Origin of the sequence: Porphyromonas sp. COT-290 OH3588 (assembly GCF_000769075.1) — a bacterium.
Taxonomy (GTDB): Bacteria; Bacteroidota; Bacteroidia; order Bacteroidales; family Porphyromonadaceae; genus Porphyromonas.
Window position 1 is genome coordinate 56,061 of the sequence record NZ_JRFC01000024.1, and the last position, 20,658, is coordinate 76,718.

The 20,658-nt window shown below is 49.3% G+C and carries 13 protein-coding genes; 11 read left to right on the plus strand and 2 right to left on the minus strand.

Annotated features, from left to right (window positions below):
- The first annotated feature begins 8 nt into the window (after positions 1–8).
- Together rnr and HQ48_RS06480 are read left to right on the plus strand one after the other, a co-directional pair.
- Positions 9–2,234 (plus strand): ribonuclease R, encoded by a 2,226-nt coding sequence (rnr, locus tag HQ48_RS06475; protein ID WP_044232525.1) that lies wholly within the window; start codon positions 9–11, stop codon positions 2,232–2,234.
- Between the two features lie 297 nt (positions 2,235–2,531).
- Positions 2,532–3,530, plus strand: a complete 999-nt coding sequence (locus HQ48_RS06480) for a glycoside hydrolase family 130 protein (RefSeq protein WP_044187032.1) — start codon at positions 2,532–2,534, stop codon at positions 3,528–3,530.
- Positions 3,531–3,676: 146 nt separating this feature from the next.
- On the opposite strand, the gene HQ48_RS06485 is transcribed toward HQ48_RS06480, so the two are convergent.
- Together HQ48_RS06485 and HQ48_RS09580 are read right to left on the minus strand one after the other, a co-directional pair.
- On the minus strand, positions 3,677–5,917 hold the full coding sequence (locus HQ48_RS06485) for a hypothetical protein (protein WP_152568338.1): 2,241 nt from the start codon (positions 5,915–5,917) through the stop codon (positions 3,677–3,679).
- A 77-nt stretch (positions 5,918–5,994) separates the two neighbouring features.
- The gene (locus HQ48_RS09580) at positions 5,995–6,117 is read right to left on the minus strand and encodes a hypothetical protein (protein ID WP_255360634.1); all 123 of its coding nucleotides are present in this window, start codon (positions 6,115–6,117) and stop codon (positions 5,995–5,997) included.
- A 1,087-nt stretch (positions 6,118–7,204) separates the two neighbouring features.
- Here HQ48_RS09580 and HQ48_RS06490 point away from each other — a divergent pair.
- Genes HQ48_RS06490 through HQ48_RS06530 form a run of 9 tightly spaced genes read left to right on the plus strand, consistent with a single transcriptional unit; the run spans position 7,205 to position 20,382 of the window.
- Positions 7,205–9,481, plus strand: a complete 2,277-nt coding sequence (locus tag HQ48_RS06490; RefSeq protein ID WP_044232531.1) for a TonB-dependent receptor domain-containing protein — start codon at positions 7,205–7,207, stop codon at positions 9,479–9,481.
- Between the two features lie 26 nt (positions 9,482–9,507).
- Positions 9,508–12,876 (plus strand): SusC/RagA family TonB-linked outer membrane protein, encoded by a 3,369-nt coding sequence (locus HQ48_RS06495; RefSeq protein ID WP_044232534.1) that lies wholly within the window; start codon positions 9,508–9,510, stop codon positions 12,874–12,876.
- Between the two features lie 21 nt (positions 12,877–12,897).
- Complete coding sequence (locus tag HQ48_RS06500; RefSeq protein ID WP_044232567.1) at positions 12,898–14,427, plus strand: RagB/SusD family nutrient uptake outer membrane protein; 1,530 nt, start codon at positions 12,898–12,900, stop codon at positions 14,425–14,427.
- Positions 14,428–14,454: 27 nt separating this feature from the next.
- Positions 14,455–15,411: a putative zinc-binding metallopeptidase gene (locus HQ48_RS06505; protein WP_044232535.1), complete on the plus strand. Its 957-nt coding sequence runs from the start codon at positions 14,455–14,457 to the stop codon at positions 15,409–15,411.
- 16 nt (positions 15,412–15,427) lie between these two features.
- Positions 15,428–16,441: a DUF4302 domain-containing protein gene (locus HQ48_RS06510; RefSeq protein ID WP_044232538.1), complete on the plus strand. Its 1,014-nt coding sequence runs from the start codon at positions 15,428–15,430 to the stop codon at positions 16,439–16,441.
- 19 nt (positions 16,442–16,460) lie between these two features.
- Positions 16,461–17,069: a hypothetical protein gene (locus tag HQ48_RS06515; protein ID WP_052409003.1), complete on the plus strand. Its 609-nt coding sequence runs from the start codon at positions 16,461–16,463 to the stop codon at positions 17,067–17,069.
- A gap of 52 nt (positions 17,070–17,121) precedes the next feature.
- Positions 17,122–18,264: a DUF4856 domain-containing protein gene (locus tag HQ48_RS06520; protein ID WP_052409004.1), complete on the plus strand. Its 1,143-nt coding sequence runs from the start codon at positions 17,122–17,124 to the stop codon at positions 18,262–18,264.
- Between the two features lie 33 nt (positions 18,265–18,297).
- Positions 18,298–19,443, plus strand: coding sequence for a fibronectin type III domain-containing protein (locus tag HQ48_RS09060; protein WP_052409005.1), 1,146 nt, complete (start codon positions 18,298–18,300; stop codon positions 19,441–19,443).
- Between the two features lie 24 nt (positions 19,444–19,467).
- A complete protein-coding gene (locus HQ48_RS06530) occupies positions 19,468–20,382 on the plus strand; it encodes a hypothetical protein (RefSeq protein WP_044232541.1) in 915 nt (304 codons plus the stop codon).
- The last annotated feature ends 276 nt before the right edge of the window (positions 20,383–20,658 follow it).

Here is a 20,658-nt window from a genome sequence, read left to right on the forward strand (position 1 = left end):
GAATTTATATGAGTAAAAAGAAAACACCCGTGAGGGGTCAAACGAAAGATAAAAAGACGAAGCACAAAGTAAGTTCACGGAAAACAGCCACAACCACCTCCACCCGATCTACTAGACGAGGCATTACAAATCTAGAAATCGAGGAGGCTATCCGCCGTTTGTTTGAGCAAGAACCTAATAAGGTATTCAACTACAAACAGGTTTGCTACCTATTTGGTCAGACCTCTATGGCACAGAAGCGACAGATCGTATCTGTGCTGGAGTCGCTCGTGATGTTTGGTTTACTTGAGGAGGTCGAGATGGGGCGCTATCGCCTCGCCGCACTTGGACAAACACTCGAGGGTCAATTTACTTGTCGCTCGGGTAGATACTACTTCGAGCCAGACAATGGTAGCGAGCCAATCCCTCTTAGCGAGCGAGCAGCAGGGAGAGCCCTGCACGGAGATCGTGTGCGCATAAAAATCTCTACGCCCAAGGGCCGCCGCCGAGAGAGCGAAGTCATTATCGATGAGATTCTAGAGCGTAGCGAGCAGACCTATGTAGGCAACTTGCAGGTCAGCCGTGGCCATGCCTTCTTCGTCAGCGAAAGCCGAGAGCTACGCCAAGACATTTACATTCCTATCGACCAAATGAATGGAGCACACAAGGGCGACAAAGTGATCGTGCGCATACTCGGTTGGGACAAGCGAGCCAAAAATCCGCATGGGACCGTTGTTGATGTGCTAGGAAAAGCTGGGGACAACAATGCCGAGATGCACGCCATACTTGCAGAGTTTGGCTTGCCATATAGCTATCCCGAGGAGGTAGAGCGTGCTGCCGATGAGCTAACCGACGAGATTACCCCCGAGGAGCTAGCACGCCGAGAGGACTTCCGTAGCGTTACGACCTTCACGATCGACCCACGAGATGCCAAGGACTTCGATGATGCGCTCTCTATCCGTCACCTAGACAACGGCTTAGTAGAGGTTGGGGTACACATCGCCGACGTGAGCTACTTCGTTCGTCCCGGTAGCAAGATAGATGATGAGGCCTACAAGCGAGCTACGAGTATCTATCTCGTAGACCGTACTATCCCGATGCTGCCCGAGCGTCTATGCAATCTGCTCTGCTCACTCCGCCCAGACGAAGACAAGTATAGCTACAGTTGTGTCTTCACGATGAGCGCCGAGGCAGAGATTATAGACTCTCGCATTACACGAGGTGTAATCCGAAGCAACCGTCGCTTCACCTACGAAGAGGCTCAAGAGATGATCCAAGGAGCGGAAGGGGACTTCAAAGCGGAGGTACTAGAGCTCAATACACTAGCGCAGAAACTCAGGGCTAGACGCTTCGAGCATGGAAGTATCGCCTTCGATCGCCCAGAGGTTCGCTTCGAGATTGATGAGATGGGACGACCCGTATCTGTCTACATCAAGGAGAGCCTAGAGGCACATCAATTGATTGAGGAGTTTATGCTACTAGCCAATAAGACCGTAGCTCTCGCTATTGGGCGACCAGAGTCTGGCAATGCTAAAACGTTCGTCTACCGAGTGCACGACCAGCCAGACCAAGAGAAGATGACTCAGCTGGCCGAGGTAGCAGGACGTCTTGGCTATCGCCTACGAGCGCAGGGCTCCAACCGGGCCATTAGCGACAGCCTCAATAAGCTCCTCGCCGATGCCAAGGGTAAGCCCGAGAATAATCTGCTCTCGACTATTGCTATTCGCACGATGGCCAAAGCCAAATACACGACTGAGAATATCGGTCACTACGGTTTGTCATTCGACTTCTACACCCACTTTACCTCGCCCATTCGTCGCTACCCTGACCTCATGGTGCATCGTTTGCTTACTCGTTACTTAGTCGAGGGTGGCAAGTCCGCCGACAAAAAGACCACAGAGGAGGCCTGCGAACATTCGTCTGCCATGGAGCAGCTCGCCGCTCAAGCCGAGCGTTCGTCCATTCGCTACAAGCAGGTGGAGTACATGAGTCGCTTCTTGGGTGAGGAGTTCGACGGCGTGATCTCTGGTGTAACCGAATGGGGTCTGTACGTAGAGCTTGACGAAAACAAGTGCGAGGGCATGATCCCCACAAGGGATCTTACAGACGGCTATTACGAGCTGGACGAAGATTCCTTCACACTCATCGGCCGCCACACAAAGCGTCGCTTTACTTTAGGAGATAAGGTACGCATTCAGGTAGTCCAAGCCAATCTGGAGCGTAAGCAGCTAGACTTTGCTCTAGTGGAGGAGTAATACAGTGCCAGAGCTGGGGAGCACAACCCCATTTAGCACAAGAGAGAGGGGACAGACAAGGGATATTTTGTCTATCCCCTCCTGCGTATTTATAGACCCATGGCCTCGGCCCTATCTCTTCTGTGCACCGATCTCCAGAGGCAAACGGTTACTAGGCCTACCATCGTAGGTCTATGCGCAGATATTATGAGTAAGAAATACAAACAGTTTAGTAACTTTGCGTACAAATGAACGGAGGAACTCCCAAGAGCAACACCTCCATTTAGTTTGATATTTGGTATAATACAGGTAAAATCAATGAGTAAACTTAAGATCGTTGGGCAGGCAATGCCCGACATGCCTTGGGAGGATCGTCCCGCAGGCTCCAAAGAGGTTATGTGGCGCTACTCTGCCAACCCAATCATTCCTCGTGATTTGCTCCCCACCTCCAACAGTATTTTCAATAGTGCTGTGGTACGCTTCGGCGAGGGCTATGCAGGGGTGTTCCGCTGCGACGACACCAACAGACGTATGCGTCTGCATGTGGGTTTCAGTGACGATGCGATCAACTGGAATATTAACCCCGAGCCACTCAAGTTTGAGTGCGACAACAAGGAGATCGGCGAATGGGTGTATGGCTACGACCCTCGTGTCGTTTTCATCGAAGACCGCTACTATGTAACTTGGTGCAATGGCTACCATGGCCCAACGATTGGGGTAGCTTATACCTTCGACTTCAAGACATTCCACCAGCTAGAGAATGCGTTCTTGCCATTTAACCGCAACGGCGTACTCTTCCCTCGCAAAATCAATGGCAACTTCGCCATGCTTAGCCGTCCTAGTGACAATGGGCACACTCCATTTGGCGACATCTTCTATAGCGAATCACCTGAGCTTGAGTACTGGGGACGCCATCGCCACGTGATGAGCCCAGCTCCATTTGAGGATAGCGCTTGGCAGTGCACCAAGATCGGTGCGGGTCCTATCCCCATCGAGACTAGCGAAGGCTGGCTACTCATCTACCACGGTGTACTCAATAGCTGCAACGGCTTCGTTTATGCTTTCGGCTCGGCTATCCTAGATCTAGACGAGCCATGGAAAGTTAAGTTCCGTTCTGGTCCGTACCTCATCTCTCCACGTGAGATCTATGAGTGCATGGGCGATGTACCCAACGTAACATTCCCATGCGCTGCACTACACGACGCCGAGACTGGTCGCATCGCAGTGTACTATGGTTGCGCAGACACGGTGACGGGTCTTGCCTTCGGTTACATCGACGAGATCGTAGAGTTCACCAAGAAGCACTCGATCATCTAGTAGCAGGCTACCAAAGCCCCCAAATAATATCGCCACAAGTCTTGCAAGACTTGTGGCGATATTATTTGGTAGAGCCTCTTGGCCGCACTGATACTCTGCGATGAGTTATCAGGCTACTAGGGCTTCTTGCCCAGAGGTGGTGGGCACTACTCTAGACGCCTGCGGCCATTGAGGAGATCATCTTTCTTAAACAATCTTACAGCCACACTTCTATTTCTTACTCCGAGACTCGTAAGAAAATTCACATGAAAATCCGACTCTGACTTTACTGGATAGAAAGATACACATCGGTACATACGAGATCCCTCAACATCATGGCTGGAGAGCGACATATAGTACCCATCTAGCCCGGGGTTTAGCTCCGTTACATCTCGAGAGGAGTTTTTGGTCTGATTTTCGTAGTTAACTAGAGAGCCCGGAGCCGACAGTGTTCTATGTATGCTATGAGCCCCCTTCCAAAAAAGTTCGCCTTGATTAGCCAAATCCTGAAGCGTCATATTAGCTCCATTCTCTCCAAGATATACGACATCAATCACTAGAGCAGTGTTCTTGGAGTTTTGTCCTTCCCAGCATACATCCTCTCCAAGCACTGTATATCGGTAGGCACAGAGCATCGTATTGTCTGGGGCTGGAGTATGGAACTTCCTCTCTCCCTCAACGCTAAGATCAGTCGTGCACGTGTTATGCTTACCAAATCTCAGAGCATAGACGACCTTCTTATTTGAAGCCGTCTTTCGGGGAGACGAATACTGGCTTGTATAGGTCTGACGCAAAACATCACAGATCTGCTCACCTTCACCAGTCGTCATAAACTCCTCAACAGAAGCAGGGTTCTCATTTTTCACAAAATGAATGGTGTCAGCCCTTGAGCCCGGAAAAGCTCCCCACCAATCCTCAATCCGTGGAATGCGGTATCTAGTATCTAGTCGTGGGGTTTCTAGGCAGGTACCTCCGTTATGGTCGAATATCCGATCTGAGATTTTCTCCGTAGAGAGGTTCCTACTTTGAGGATTAAATATAGGATCATACGTCCCCGAGGCAACATACCAATTGTAGTATCCCGACTCATCATTCTTATGCGACCCGGCAAATCTCAGCAGACCAGAGTATCGTTTGGACTGAGAGAGGTTCCCCCCTCCACTTGAATTGTTGGTATTAGGGATATCCACCACACCTGCCTCTCCACCTTGCAGGTTGTACTCGGTGAGGTACTCTATGGGTAGAGCTACACGCTTCGTAATAGTTGTCGTCAGATGATGAACAGCATGGTTCTGAACCTGAGTATTCGGCTTCGGCATATAGGAGGTAAAGTACAGATGCGTGTAGTCGTGATGCCACTGATCACCACCTTTCGCCGTGCCTCTCACCAAAATTCTAGTCTTGAATTCTTCGGTTTCATCAGGCGAGATTGGATTATTTCCCGTTCCCATCACCCATGTATAGTAGGTCTGACTATACGATGTAGTCGAATTCTTTGTGCCAGCCTCGGCAGGGATCGTTTCGGGCTGATTGAGCTTGTACTCCATGACTGGGTAGCAGCCTGCTCCACCCTTCCCCGTCCATACGGGCAGAGGCGTCGATTCGGGGTTATTAGCAAAACTAAATGTGCCTTGGTCTGTATAGGCCGAAGACCAAATCTGGAAGCCGGTCATCGTAAACTTCTTCTCCTCCGCAGGAGTATCCATTTGGGACACAACCCCCTTGACAAGTTCATTCCCAAACTTATATCCAATTACCGAGCCGAGAGGCTTGAATTTGACTTTGTGACTCGCCTTTCCATGTGCAACTATAGTCGAGAACTCTCGTTTGCTCGTTTCGAGCTGTACCCAAGGGAAAGCATAGGGGACCTCTAGCTTGACCTGATCACCAATATGGGATACACCAGTCAAGGTACGCGTAGGTTCAAATGTGATCTTTTTCCCCTCTAGCTTCCCTCCGATAATCCCCGACACATACCAGCGTCTGCTAGGATTATTAAAGACTGCTCCTTCGTTATCGAGGTGTATAGAGTTCGCCTCTAGGTTCGCTGTGTTAGTAGTTAGCTTGAGCGTTCGGCTGCTGGCTAGGTAAGTCCACTTGAGTGTCTTAACAGCCAAGATTCCGTCATTGCTACAAATAGCGGTATGCACATCAACAAGATCTCCATCTTGAAGTCTTGGACGGGGAAGACTATTCCTATTGCCCTGCTCTAAATAGAGAGGTAGCCCTTTGAGGCCCTCCAGATTAATCTCAAGATCTAACGCTACTGATGAGCTGCCACCACTCCCGAGCTCTACACTCGGCTCTCTCTGATTTTCCTTATCCTTGCAAGAAAAAAGAAGCCCCATACCCAATGCCAAAAGCATAAGGCGATAGGACAATGTTTGATTAAATAGTCTACGATACATATTTCTCTCGCTCTTTTTGCGATATATTTCAGTTTCCATTCTTCTCCAATTAAACATACAGATGCAACTCTCTGATCCTAGAGGTCATCTCCTTCTATAAAGTCTTCAATACATCCTTCCACCGAAAGAGTCACTAAAAGACTTTGAAGATTAGAGAACTCTAGGATCTCCCCCTGAGGCTTTACATACTCTTCTTTCATAATTTTTGAAAAATACCTAGTTAAACGAAAATGAAATAATTTTTCGCAAATTAACAGACATTTTAGAATTAATCAAAATAAAACTATTGGAAATAAATTTTCACCAATGATCAGTTATATTGCTTGAAACATATTTTTTCGTAAATATTGTCTGAAAATCTATTATACAGAATGGGGGGCATTCGCAAAAACGCACAATTTACATGATACTTTCTCTAGCCGAAATCACCATTTTTATGATATAGTTCTTCTAGGAAAGCCCTCACCTTTCATGTTTTTGTTAAATACTGTAAATAATCTTACGTAGAATTTGTGCGAAGAGTCTAATGATCTACCAAGACTAGTGGGCTATGACAGAAAAATTGAAGGACTAATCATTTTTGATTAGAGGACTAATCCGTTCTGGTGTGTCCACTAATCCGACAAAATGAATGGGAAGAAATGGCCGAGCAGGCGACAAGAAGGCATAGAGTTACCCCCAACACACATCTCATACACCTGACCATTAGGAACTTACAGAAAACCATTTTAGGCGGTTATTTTGGTTCGGCTCGGAACTAAGCGCCAAAACGAGGTCAAACTCAATCTAGAGCCTCCCAGAGGCCAAATACGCAGTCTAATATTTTTCGGTCTTGTCCAAATCGATTTTCCCATCAACAATCGAAAAGTTGGTCTAAAATCTAAAATCCCGCCTTTACGAAAAGAAGCATCTTTGGCTTGTAAGAGTAACTCAGTCGCCTTTCTCAAAAGGGTGAGTACTAGGGCCAGTCAGGATTTGTATGTAATTTGCTTAGAGGCTAGCTACACACATCCCTTTATCACTCATAATAAAATATATAACAGGGGTATTAACCCGATAATTAGTCAATAGATTATATCTATAATACAGCATATTGGTACAAAACGCATACCTATATATGGGGACAATAGCCAGAGATAAAAACCCCAAATACCTACAAATGGCGATTGCCCTAGTAGGTGGTGGAGGAGTAATTTTGCATCCAATGATTTAGTGCGGTGTAGTGTACGTAAAATTCTAGGAGAATATACTACGCTGCAATGTGAAAGAGTGATTAGCAATTAATATATGCGCATCAAATTACTAGTGGTACTGGCATGCTGTTCGCCTTTGCTTCTACTCGGGCAGAAATCCGAAGCTCAAGCCGATAGCATTCTCCAGCTCCAAGAGGTGGTAGTGCAGTCTAGACAAATCCTTGGTAGTAAGTTTCAGGCTCAGAACCGAACGGGGTCTGCTTATTACATCTCTCCGGCTGAGATTAAGAAGCTAGGCTATACCGACATCAACCGAATGCTCAAATCCGTCCCCGGCGTCAATATGTACGAAGAGGACGGTTTCGGCTTGCGTCCTAATATCAGCCTTAGAGGTACCAAGGCCGAGCGTAGTGAACGTATTACAATCATGGAGGATGGTATCCTTGCTGCTCCAGCACCATATTCCTCTCCTGCGGCCTATTACTTCCCCAATGCTGCTCGCATGCATGCGGTGGAGGTACTCAAGGGGAGCAGCCAAGTACAGTATGGGCCATTCACTACAGGGGGAGCTATTAATATGGTTTCAACTCCTATCCCCGCTAAGCTAGACGCCAAACTCTCTTTCTCTTATGGGAGCTATGGTACACTCAAGGCACACGCTATGGTTGGTAATAGCCACCGCTACTACGGATATATGGTGGAGTACCTGCGTATGAAGTCTAATGGATTCAAACGCTACGCTGACAAGCATGGCGAGGGGCTAGACCGTAATGATATACTAGCTAAGTTTCGCGTAAATACAGATAATAGCTCGGGAGCGAACCATGCTGTAGAACTAAAATTCGGCTATGCCAATGAGCACTCGGACGAAACCTACGTCGGGCTAACAGAGCTAGACTTCCAGAAGACACCCTACCTCCGCTATGCAGGCTCAGCTGTGGATAACATCAAGACTAAGCACCAGCAATGGGTTGCGACTTATTTATTTAAGCTCCGCAACACTTTGCAAATTACAGCCAATGCCTACTACAACTACTTCCACCGAAACTGGTACAAGCTCAACGATATACGTGCAGGCGTTACCTCTGGCGAGATTCGCTCGCTCGAGTCTGTACTTGCCGAGCCCGAAATCAACTCAGCCTACTACGATATTCTCACAGGGCAAACCGACTACCTCGGCGCAGGGCTGATCGTCAGAGCCAATAACCGTAGCTACCACGCCTCCGGGCTACAAGCCAAGGCAGAGTACAAACAGCGTCTTGGGCAGGTATACACAACCCTCGAGACAGGTGTACGCTACCATGTAGATATGGAGGACCGCTATCAGTGGGACGATGCCTACTCAATGCAACAAGGGAAGATGCACCTATATCTGCCCGGCGTGCATGGTGCGCAGTCCAACCGCATTACCTCGGCTCGTGCCTTGGCGAGCCATCTACTCGCCAAGATTGCCTACAAGTCGCTCACCGTAACCACAGGTCTACGCTACGAAGACATTGCCCTCAATCGTAATGATATGGGTAAGCGTGACCCACGCCGTACAGGTATGCGTCGCCATGAGCTAGGCAATACAGCACGAGTGCTTATCCCCAGTCTTGGGGCCAACCTCAAACTCCTCAGAGGTGCATCTATATTTATGGGCGTACACAAGGGTTTTGCTCCTCCGGGAGTGACCGACATACCACGCGTAGTGCCACACCGTAGCCTAATCCCCGAGGGCGGATTTCAGCAACAGAAACCAGAGGAGAGCGTCAATGTAGAGCTAGGGGCTCGCTACGCCCTTGGCGACCTGCACGTCGAGCTCATTGGCTTCCACAACGATTACAGCAATATGCTCGGCAGTGATCTGGCCGCTGCTGGTGGTTTGGGGACGTTGGAGCAATTCAACATCGGTAAGGCTATTGTGCAGGGAGCGGAGTTTATGCTACGCTATCAGCCTCTACCCAAGAGCTGGAAGGTTGGGCTACCAATACAGCTTTCCTACACCTACACCGATACCGAGATGCGCAATGCTTTCGTAAGCAACTCATGGGGCAAGGTGGACATGGGCGACGAGATACCGTATATATATAAGCATGCAGTAAACGTACGCCTAGGGCTAGAGCATAAGTGGGGGGAGCTACACGTAAGTTGCCGCTACAATGCTGATATGCGTACCAAACCGGGGCAAGGGCCTATCGCCAAGCGTGACCTAATACCAGAGCACATCATCTGGGACGCCTCTGCTCAGATACATCTACATAGGCGTGTCAGCCTCACGGCTAACGCCATCAATCTGCTCAACACACCGTACCTGACCTCTAGACACCCCTCGGGGCTACGTCTGGGGCACCCCTTTGGTATGTATATGGGTATCAATGCTCGTCTATAATGCTGGCTCATGATTTAGGATAGAATATGAATAAATTGATATATACGCTACTACTCAGCCTCGTCTGTCTACTCAGCCCATTTGGCCTCTCGGCACAAGAGAAAGTACAAGTAACAGGTGAGGTCAAAGACGAGGGGGGACAGCCTCTGCCGGGCGTATCCGTGGTGGTCGTCGAGAGCAAGGTCGGGGTAAGCACCGATATGTCTGGGAGATTTAGCATCTCTGCCCAAATCGGGCAGAACCTGCGTGTTAGCTTCATCGGCATGAAGACACGCACAGTAAAGATTACTAAGAAGCATCTACACATACAGCTACGGGAAGATGCCAAGATGATCGACCAAGTGGTGGTCACTGGGTACCAAAAAGTCAAGAGCCGTGTCTACACTGGTTCGGCAACCTCCGTCAAGCTCCAAGAGATCAAACTAGAGGGGATTACCGATGTATCTCGTATGCTCGAGGGACGTGTCCCCGGCTTATCGATCCAGAATATATCGGGGAGCTTCGGCTCTGCACCACGCATCAACATACGTGGAGGTGCCTCTATCGTAGGTAATGTACAGCCTCTGTGGGTGATTGATGGTGCAGTCTACGAAGACTTAGTTTCACTCAGCCTAGACCAGCTCGCCTCGGGCGATGCGGTCACACTGATCAGCTCGGCTGTAGCAGGGCTCAACCCAGCAGATATCGAGGATATACAGGTGCTCAAAGACGCCTCCGCAACCTCGGTCTATGGTGCGAGAGCTCTCAATGGTGTGATTGTGGTATCGACCAAGAGCGGCAGGCGCAACGCCCCTACACGTGTCAATTATTCGTCCGAATACAGCTTCCGCCTCAAACCTAGGTATCAAGATTTTGACCTGCTCAACTCTCAAGAGACGATGTCGGTCTACCTAGAGATGCAGAAGAAAGGACACTTTGGTCTGCGTGAGTCGCTCTATGGGCGTAGATCGGGCGTATTCTACCAACTCTACAAAGAGCTCTCTAGCCTAGACCCCAAGACGGGCGGCTATGCTCTGGAGAATACCCCGGAGGGCATCAAAGGATTCCTACGCCAACACGAGTATGCCAATACGGACTGGTTCTCCGAGCTCTTCACCTATAATCCTACGATGAGCCACAACGTAAGCCTATCGGGTGGATCGGAGCGCATGGCGGCACGTGCCTCTGTGGGCTACCTGCATGACGGTGGATGGACACTCGCCGATCAAGTCAAGCGCATAACAGCCAACCTCAAGACCGATTTCTTACTCACCAAGGCTCTAACGGTTTCTCTTTCGGCGCAAGGAAACCTGCGTCAGCAGAAAGCCCCAGGGACAGTACCACAGAAGAAGAATGCTACGCTCGGTAGCTTCGAGCGAGATTTCGATATTAATCCCTTTGCCTATGCCCTCGGCACAAGCCGTACGCTACGCCCTCGCAACGAACATGGAGCGCTTGAGTACTACCGCAACAACTGGGCTCCCTTCAACATTCTGAACGAATACGCCTCCAACCGTATAGACATCGATGTGCTAGACTTCAAGCTACAAGGAGAGCTATCGTACAAGATTAGTGAGCAGCTAGAGGCCAAAGCACTCGTATCGGCTCGCAATGCTTCCACGAGCACAGCACATCAGATCCACGAAAGCTCCAACGTAGTACAGGCTTTCCGTGCCAATGAAACACCAGATGTAGCTCGGGAGAACATCTACCTGCTACACCATCGAGATAACCCTCTGCTACAGCCAAGTATCGCCCTCACTCATGGTGGTATCTACAACAAGACCGAAACCAAACTCCGTAGCTATCTCGGGCGTATGGCTCTAGACTACAATGCTACTTTGGGCGAGCACGACATCAAGAGCTTTGCCTTCGTAGAGGTACGGTATGCAGATCGGAGCATCAACCCCTTCCAAGGATATGGTATCCAGTACGACAGAGGTAATCAGATCTTTAGCAATCCTCTTATATTCAAGAAACTCCTCGATGAGGGGAGTGCTTACTTCTCGCTCAATAGTCGCTACGAACGAGGTGTTACGGCCTCGTGGAGCGGCACCTATGGCTATGCAGGTAAATACATAGCCAATGCCGTATTCAACTACGAGGGCTCCAATACCGCTGGGCGTAGCTCTCGCTCCCGCTGGCTACCAACATGGAACGTGGGTGGTAAGTGGAATATAGACCACGAGGATCTGATTAAGAATAGCGAAAATATCTCCAAGTTAGCCCTGCGTGCAAGCTATGGTCTGACGGCTAAGATGAACGAGCAGGCACTCAACTCTAGCGCAATCTTTGAGAATATCATACTTAATAGATTGGCGTTCGAGGACAGAGAGAATGCCCTACGGATCCGCCATTTGGAGAATAGAGATCTGAGCTGGGAGAAGATGTACGAGCTCAACATTGGGGTTGATGCAGGCTGGTTCAACAACCGCATCAGTACGACGCTCGACCTCTATCAGCGTAATGCGTTCGACCTCATCGACCTCGTAAGAACTTCCGGCATAGGTGGCGAGTACTACAAGTATGCCAACTTTGGTGATATGCGCACTAGAGGTCTAGAGCTTGCCTTGCACACGAAGAACATACTACTTGACGACTTCAGTTGGATCTCTAGCTTTACCCTAAGCTATATGCAGCAGGAGATTACTCGTCTGCTCAATACACCCAATACGTTTGATATGGTTTCGGGACGTGGCCGTGGCAATATCGAGGGTTATCCTAAGGGATCGCTCTTCTCCTTCAACTTCCAAGGACTAAGTGATCGAGGTCTACCAACCTTCGACTTTGGGCTCTATCCACAGAGCAACCACCCCTTCGCTCTGAGTACGGGAGCCGACTTCCTAGACACACAGTACTCCAAGAGCTATCTACTTTATCACGGCCCAATCGAGCCTAATCTGATTGGAGGACTGTCGAATACATTCCGATACAAAGGTTGGGAGCTAGGGCTCTTCGTGACGGCTCAAGCTGGCAATAAGATCCGCCTCAACCCAACCTACGACCCCGCTTTTGCAGACCTAAACGTCTTCTCTCGCGATTACTACGACCGCTGGCTGGTACAGGGCGAGGAATATAGGACAGACGTCCCCACACTACCCTCGGTGGATCTCATTCGGGAGGTGGGGCGTGAGAGCCTAGAGCGAGCCTACAATACCTACAACTTCTCTCAGGTCAAGGTGGCAGACGGTAGCTTCATCAGAATGAAGAATATCTCGTTGGCCTACACCCTACCTCAGAGCCTACTCAAATCTCTGCGCCTGCACTCGGCTGGTGTACGCCTGAACGTGACCAATCCGTTCTTGATCTACGCCGATCCCAAGCTCAAGGGGCAGGATCCTGAGTTCTACAAGTCTGGCGGTGTGGCTCTGCCGACGCCTAAGCAGTACACGCTCACACTCAACCTTGGGTTCTAAACAAAAAGCAAATCAACGATGATGACCAAGTATAGATGCCAAACGTTGCTACTTGCCTTAATGATGCTCCTCGGCTCGTGTGGCAAGTATCTAGATGTAACGCCCGACTCCTCCTTCGATGTGCCTATCGATAACGAGGATAAAATAGCGGAGCTACTGACGGGAGCTTATCCCGATGCAAGCTATTTCCCTTTCTTGGAAGCACGTACCGACAACGTAGGCGAGCGCACCTACGGCGAGCACTATCAGCTCAACGAGGCAATGTACTTCTGGGAGGACTATGACCAAGAGGATTTAGATACGCCACTGGCGTACTGGAATGCTTGCTACCGAGGTATCGCCCAGGCCAACAAAGCCTTGGAGCTTCTCAAAGGGTACCCCAAAACCGAGCGCATCAAAGCTCTGTATGCCGAGGCATTCCTGCTGAGAGCATACTTGCACTTCATGCTCGTCAACATCTGGGCAGAGCCGTATCGTGGAGCTGCTTCGGAGCAGGATCTAGGTATCCCCTACATCAAGCATCCAGAGAAGCACGCTCTAGTGAACTACGATCGAGGAACGGTAGCCGAAGTCTACCGACAGATCGAGGCGGATCTGCGGCTTGGGATCAGTCTAGTCAATGATACTTATTATAAGAAACCCAAGTATCACTTCAACAAAAAGGCTGCCTATGCCTTCGCCTCCCGCTTTTATTTGGTCAAGGGTGACTGGCAGCAGGTCGTAGCCTATGCCAACTATGTACTCGGAGCTACGCCCAAGACCGTGATTAGAGATTGGACCTCGTACGAGAAGGACTTCCGGTTCAACCGCACATCTCTACACAGACGCTACAACGCCACAAGCGAACCTAGTAACCTGCTCCTCACCACCACGGAGTCTAGATGGGCCAGAGATCTACGGACGCAGATCTACGGTACGACCCTCACGGAAATGAAGACGATCTACAACGGTAGGGGTATCCTAGGCTGTACCGACTACGAGAAGATGAATTTAGCTCTGGCATACGTTTTCGAGGGGTCTCCAGCACCTGTCAAGGAGGGTGTTTATACCGCTAAGTTCAATGAGCTAGCTCTTTTCGGCAGTACTGGCACTCGCCCTAGAGATCTCTATGTGACGAACATCTTGCTCACTACGGACGAAGTACTACTCAATCGCATCGAGGCCTACACAATGCTTGGTCAATATGATTTAGCTATCGACGACGTACTGACTCTGATGCAGACCAAATATCACATGACACCTCCTTGCTCCCGAGAGGCTTATACCAACTCTCAAGAGGGTATGTATGGCGAGATCACCCCTTTCTATGGCATATCTCGCAAACAGCTAGGTCTACTACGCATCGTTCTTGATTTCCGCCAGAAGGAATTCCTACACGAGGCGCTACGCTGGTTCGACATCAGGCGCTTCCATATAGCTGTCAAACGCAACAGCAGGCACTCGCTCTATCGTCCTCTCGAGCGTGACGACTATCGCAAGGTGCTACAGCTCCCTGCAGAAGCTATCCGCAGAGGCCTAGCTCCTAATCCTCGCAATGAGGCCATCAATTAGTCATTAAGCAAAGAAGCCTATATAATTATGAAGTCACTATATAGACTGTGGTCATCTAGCTTGGTCAGCCTTGCTATACTCTTACCATGCTCTTGCAGTAGGGAAAAGCTATCGGAGGAGAGCGTAGTGGAGAGCTACTTGCGCACACCTGCTCAGACGGAACTAGACGCTTGGATCACTCGTGAGTTCTCGCCCTACAACCTCCAAGTACATTACCGCTGGCAAAAAGAGAATCTCCCCTCGGGTAGCATCGCCATTCCGCCTAAAACGGATCGTGTACAGCTAGTGCTCGAGGCCGTCAAGCAACTCTGCCTCGAGCTCTATCGCCTCGAGCGAGCTGGTGGTAAGGACTTTCTGCTAGGCAAGGGGCTTATTCGCATCACTCTGCTCGGTGGTCACGAGCTAGATGCTACAGGCGTACTCATGCGTCTGTGGTATCCTCAGACTGCGAGCAATGAGCTATTCATCTTCGATACGAACACTTTCGACCCTACGGACCGCAAGTCGGTCTATCGTCTCATGCGTAGCGTACATCATCAATTCGCTAGACGTCTGATTGAGCACATTCCTTACGACCGAGACGCCTTCCTAGCCATCGGAGCCAAGGCTTATGGCTCTTTGGCTCTGCCTCCCTCGCCTAGAGAGATCTACCGCCGTGTGGGGATGAGCGAGTATGCCCATAGACGAGGTTTCTACACGCTCTACTCGATGGCTTCGCCCGAGGATGAGTTTGCCGAGCTTATTAGTGTCTTCTTGCTCCACTCGGCCGTAGAGCTCAAGCGAGTGGAGGAGATTGCCGCTAGACCTATCTCCGACCAGCCGGGCGCCAATGAGGAGGCTCAAGAGGCTCTGCGCCTAATTAAGGAGAAGCGTGCCTTCGTAGAGCGTTACTTCAAGCAGCAGGTGGGCATTAGTCTTAGCCGTCTGCAGCTACTTAGCCTCAAGCAGCTGAATGCCTACTACACGCAGCATCAGTCTAAGTAAATCGTATACCCCAGTTATGTATAAAATACTTTTGACCATACTTGCTTTGGTTTTTCTCATTCCTAGCTGTCGAGAGGAGGCTGTCTTCCATCAGTCCCCCTCCGAGAGGACTCAGACACATCTAGAGAGCTTCCACCGTACGCTCACTTCCGCTCCACACGGCTGGAAGCTGACTTACTTCCCACGTATCGACTCATTGCTTTTTCGCAACACTACACTACGTCTAGGCTGGACGGATATCGAACCCAACAAATATGGCTACGGAGGCTATACCATGTTGGTCAAGTTTAAGCTAGACAATAAACTAGAACTCAAGGTTGATCTAGATACTCCAACCGAGGCGCAGCCCTTGGTAGGTGAGTATAGTCTCAGCCTAGGCAGCAGCCTGCAACTAAGCTTCACGACCTATCTACCGATACATGACCTTGTGACCTCAGAGCTCTATGGGGTGTCGGACTTTGTCTATCGCTACACGGACTACCTAGGTAATATGATTCTGACCACTGGTGGAGCAGAGAGTAGTAACCGGCCGTACATTCTTCTATCCCCTCTGCCCGACGAAAAAAGCTGGCAACAGTCAGCTATCCTTGCCCGAAACAATCGTAAGTTTTTCGAGGCGATGGCTAATCCCCAGATCTTGATTAGGAGAGGTGGGCGTGCTTTCTTCCATAGTGATGTTTCACTTAGGCATCCACATGGCGATACAACTCGTGAGCAAGAGCGTAACAGACGTCGTTACCACATATTCGTTGCCGATATAGATAAGTATTCTCATGTATTCAAAGGATATAACGCTATTGGTTCTGGCTATGTGGGCACAGAAACAGGGCTATCTTTCAGACCCGGTTTTAGCTACGATGATAAGACTACGTTCTGCGACTTTGAGCGTCAAGGCAATAAGTTCGTTGCCGAGCTTGTGTCTGTCTACGACCCTCAGTTGATGAAGTTTCGGCTTGTAAGCAAACATCTCTTCCCCGACGGAGAGCCAACGAACTACACTGCCGAGATCATAGATACTCCACTCCCGTAAACTTAGAGATTGAAAATTGATGAATTACCTCAGATATATCATGGCTCTTGTGAGTATTGCCTCACTGCCTCTACTAAGCTCTTGTAGAGAGAAACCTCTACTAGAGGAAGACGAGGACTACAACAGGCTTTTCCCCTTCACGGGCATCAGCAAGCCCCACACTTCTTTTGAAGATATGACGGTGATGCCCTGTGACCCTAGCATGGCTCTACATGCCTACAAGTATCCAGGCGTTGAGATTGCCGAAGATGCAAGAGAGTATGAGGTCACGATCAAGGCTCTCTTTACCCTGACAGACAAGAGGTCAAGCGCAAGCTACGTGTTACGCTACATCAGTGCCGACAAGCGACTTGTGACAGCTAGCTCTATCCCTAAGGACGACGTAGCCTCAGAAACTCTAGTAGCTAACGAAGAGTTTGTCAAGACTTTTACAGTGCAATCGGGCTACCCTCTCTATCTAAGTGTCAATGGTGTGGCTCCTCGCGGATCGACCATCAGAGCGAGTATCACTGCTCGATCGGTGGACGGACTAGTCGCTGTCCCCAAACTCTCAATGGAGCAGTCACAGAATAAGGAGGGTCCCAACCCAATCCCTGCTCCCTACTGTGAGTACATCATTCTACCCTAACCCAAGACGGATGACTATGTATTTTGCATATCAACTACACAGAAAGCTACTTATGAGCCTTGCTCTAGGTACTACACTGATGGCTTGCCAACCCTCACCACTACAAACGGTGGAAACGGGCGAATTGTTACTGCCAGATCAAGACCCCAAGTATAGGTTTACACGCAACCAAGAGAGTAGTGTAGACACGCAAGAGCCAGATTTGCTACGTAGCACACTCAATGAGCTACATGAGCGCTTCATTGATCAAGCTCAAATCCGCAATCAGGAGCTGATGAATACAGCTCAGCAAATGTTTGACCTCGGCCTCTATGGCTACGCTCCTAAGACTTATATCGCACAATCACAGATGCACCAAGAGCATAGGGATCAAATACTCGCCGATTTGAACGCTCTGATCGAGATCTCGGCCAAGTTATCGGGCCTTGGTGCACCCAACCCCTCCCAACACCGCAGGCGAGAGGCCGCACCCATGATCTCGGGCTTCGTCGATGGGGCTCTCGGAGGCAAGCTTGTTTTCGTTGATGAACGTGGGCTTGTGGTAGCTCGTGTTTTCGCTAGTGCTATACTAGGGGCAATCAACCTAGACCAAATACTCAACGTACATCTCGATGACCGTGTCGTACAGAGCCGAGAACTGGAGCGTGACCACGAGAATCAAGTTCTCATTAAAGGGAATAACTACACCGCTCTAGAGCATCACTGGGATCTGGCTTATGGTTACTATCTACAGGGATTGCGTGCGCTTGCTCTTAGCGATGGCATACAAGCCCTGCGTGGTACGGCTCGTCGCTTGGATTTGGCATTTACGCTGGGGCGTATCGACATCAACTACCATCTTTATGATATGCTTCCACGGCATGTACAGACGATTCGCCAAGAGCTCAAGCACGTTTGGCTTACCCGTCTTGAGTATCTTCTGGTTGGGGGGAATACACTTGCCAACCTCGGCGAAACGCCCACATTAGCTTTCTCAATGCTCTCGCAGGCATACGGTATGATCTACGCCTTGCAGTTCTTGCGCTCTCCCGAGGGCAAACCTTACTTTACCTATCAAGAAGTCAAGGAGCTGCAGGCTCTGCTAATGGGGAACAAGGGACTGTGGGACTATAAACGTCTTAGAGGTGATGGCACTGAAATGGGCGACTTACATAGAATTGTCCAAATGATCAAGACTAGACTTAATACAAGATAAATCTCTTACAACTATCAACTAAAAACTAGATCAATGAAAAAAATTGCTTTGGCTCTGGCTCTCGCAGGGCTATTGGCTCCTAAATCTCTTTGGGGTCAAGCAGACAAACAGAATCTGTGGTACAACCCCGGATTTGAGATAAAAGATGAGTATCGTGGTGAACCAATCTACGACCGCTGGTCATTTAATGGGCAGCCGATTACCAACTTCAACTTCAACACAGAGAAGCCTCACTCAGGCGCAAATAGCTTGAAGCTCTTCCCTACAGCTAAGGGAGCTCTATCTATATATGACGCCGATTGGGATTTGCTACAGCGTTATCCAGCCAAGAGTGGAGATGTCTTTACTCTGAGCTATTGGCATCGAGGCAGTCTTAATGTTGATGCCCTAGAAGTAACAATACGTGCCTACAGCGCCAAGGATAAGTACTCGCCTATTCTCGAGAAGACGATTGCTGGCTCCAAGGTTCTGACTCAACAAGACTGGGCGAAGAAGACTGTAGCGATACGTATTGACAATGCGGATCGCAAGGCCGACATGCAAGATCAAGAGATTGCTTTCTTCGAGGTTTCGCTTGAAATGCCTTTCGTTTTCAACTCCGATAAGGTCATCTACCTCGACGACTTTGAACTCATTGAGGGTGCACCCGAACCAGAGGTTAAGCTAGAGGCTCCTGCGGTGATCAATACTGCCGCTTTTGAACGCGAGATCGAACTCTCTTGGCAGGCAGATACCGACAAGCAAGTAACATGGGAGGTCGTAGTAGGCGACCAAACATTCCCTGTGAGCCAGCCAAACTATATTCTAACAGGCCTAGAACCTCGCAAGGACTACACGATCAAGGTCTGCTCTGTGAAGGGACAGCATAAGTCTGCCTACAAGGAGATTAAAACCTCTACCAGCCTAATTCTTAAGAATGAAGACGACGAAACACGCCTGCCCTATCTGCGCACACTCAACTCTGCAGGTACAGCAAGCCAGACGATCAATCTCTTCTACTCCGACCTACATCGAGCCAAGGAGGCTAAGTTCACGTACTGGATCAATGGTAGGGAGGTAAAGCCAGAGGGGTACAAGCTTACCTTCCCACACAAGGGTGAGAACCAAGAGCTCAAGATCAGAATCGAAGAGGCCCCCTCACAGATCTGGGAGCTCACCTACATTCTAGAAATCATCTAACATAAGCAATAGACAAGATACAATATGAAACGTATATTTTTAGCTCTAGCCCTACTAAGCCTAGGAGTTTCCTCATGCAAAGAAAAGGACGCACCAGTAGAGCAAGTCGCAGAAATTAAGATTGGAGATAGCGACCTCAAGGAAGTTGTCTTGGACAAGGGGACGCATCGTGACATTCTCCTCTCTGGAGGTAATGGTAAGTTCTCGGCTACGGTCAAGGATTCTAAAATTCTAGAGGCCAAGATTGATGGCGGATACCTCAAACTCAAAGGGCTTGCCTATGGAGAAACGGTAGTACTACTCCGCTCACATGACAAACAAAAGACCTTAACCGTTAAGGTAGAGCGAGCCGAGATCAGCCTTACCGACACTGAGGTAACGCTCTATCCTAGTCAGGAAAGACAAGATATCAAGGTCATCGGAGGTGGTGACGATGCTATCGTAGAGGCCGAGAACCCAGAGATGGCTATTACGTACGAGTGGGACGCCAAGACTAGCAAGCTCAAACTAAGAGCTAACCACGAGGGAGAGGCTAAGCTTATCTTCCGCTCACAAGATAATAAGCCTGCCAAGGAACTCAAGATCATCGTCAAAGCAGACAATAATGTATCCGATCAGATTGGCTTCTATGCCACAACGAGCAAGACACTCAGACCATACTTCAGCACTTTGCTACATGCCTACAGACCGGGCAAGATGATTTGGATATCAGCTTCACCACGTATGAGCCGAGATCAGACACGTATTCTGATGGTGCCTCTAAAATCACCAGAGAAAGGACGCAAAATAGAGAAGTCGAAGATTACCTTCATCAACGTTGATGACTCTAAGTTCCCCTCGGGCGAATATGATCTCATCGTAGAAGAGGTAGTGCCAGCCAAAGGACTAGTTACACTACGTGGGCAGGGCTTCAAACTCGTTGTACCATACGACAAGTAGCGAGAGCCTAAAGACTATGGGGCTGTGGACAAATTCGTTTTTGCCACAGCCCCTTCTCTTTGTTTTGATTCTAGATTTGTTGCAAGATCAAGGTTAAAACCTTGTCGAAGCACCCTATAGTGGGTGCAAAAGCACCTATTATTGAGTGCATTCGCACCCAGTATAAGGTGCGACACGATGCTTTTCCTTTTTGAAAAAATGGCGTTAGAAGAAACTCAATCTATGGGCTCAAGCCAATGACGAGCTGAGTCTGGAGTAAATGTTGCAAACAACATT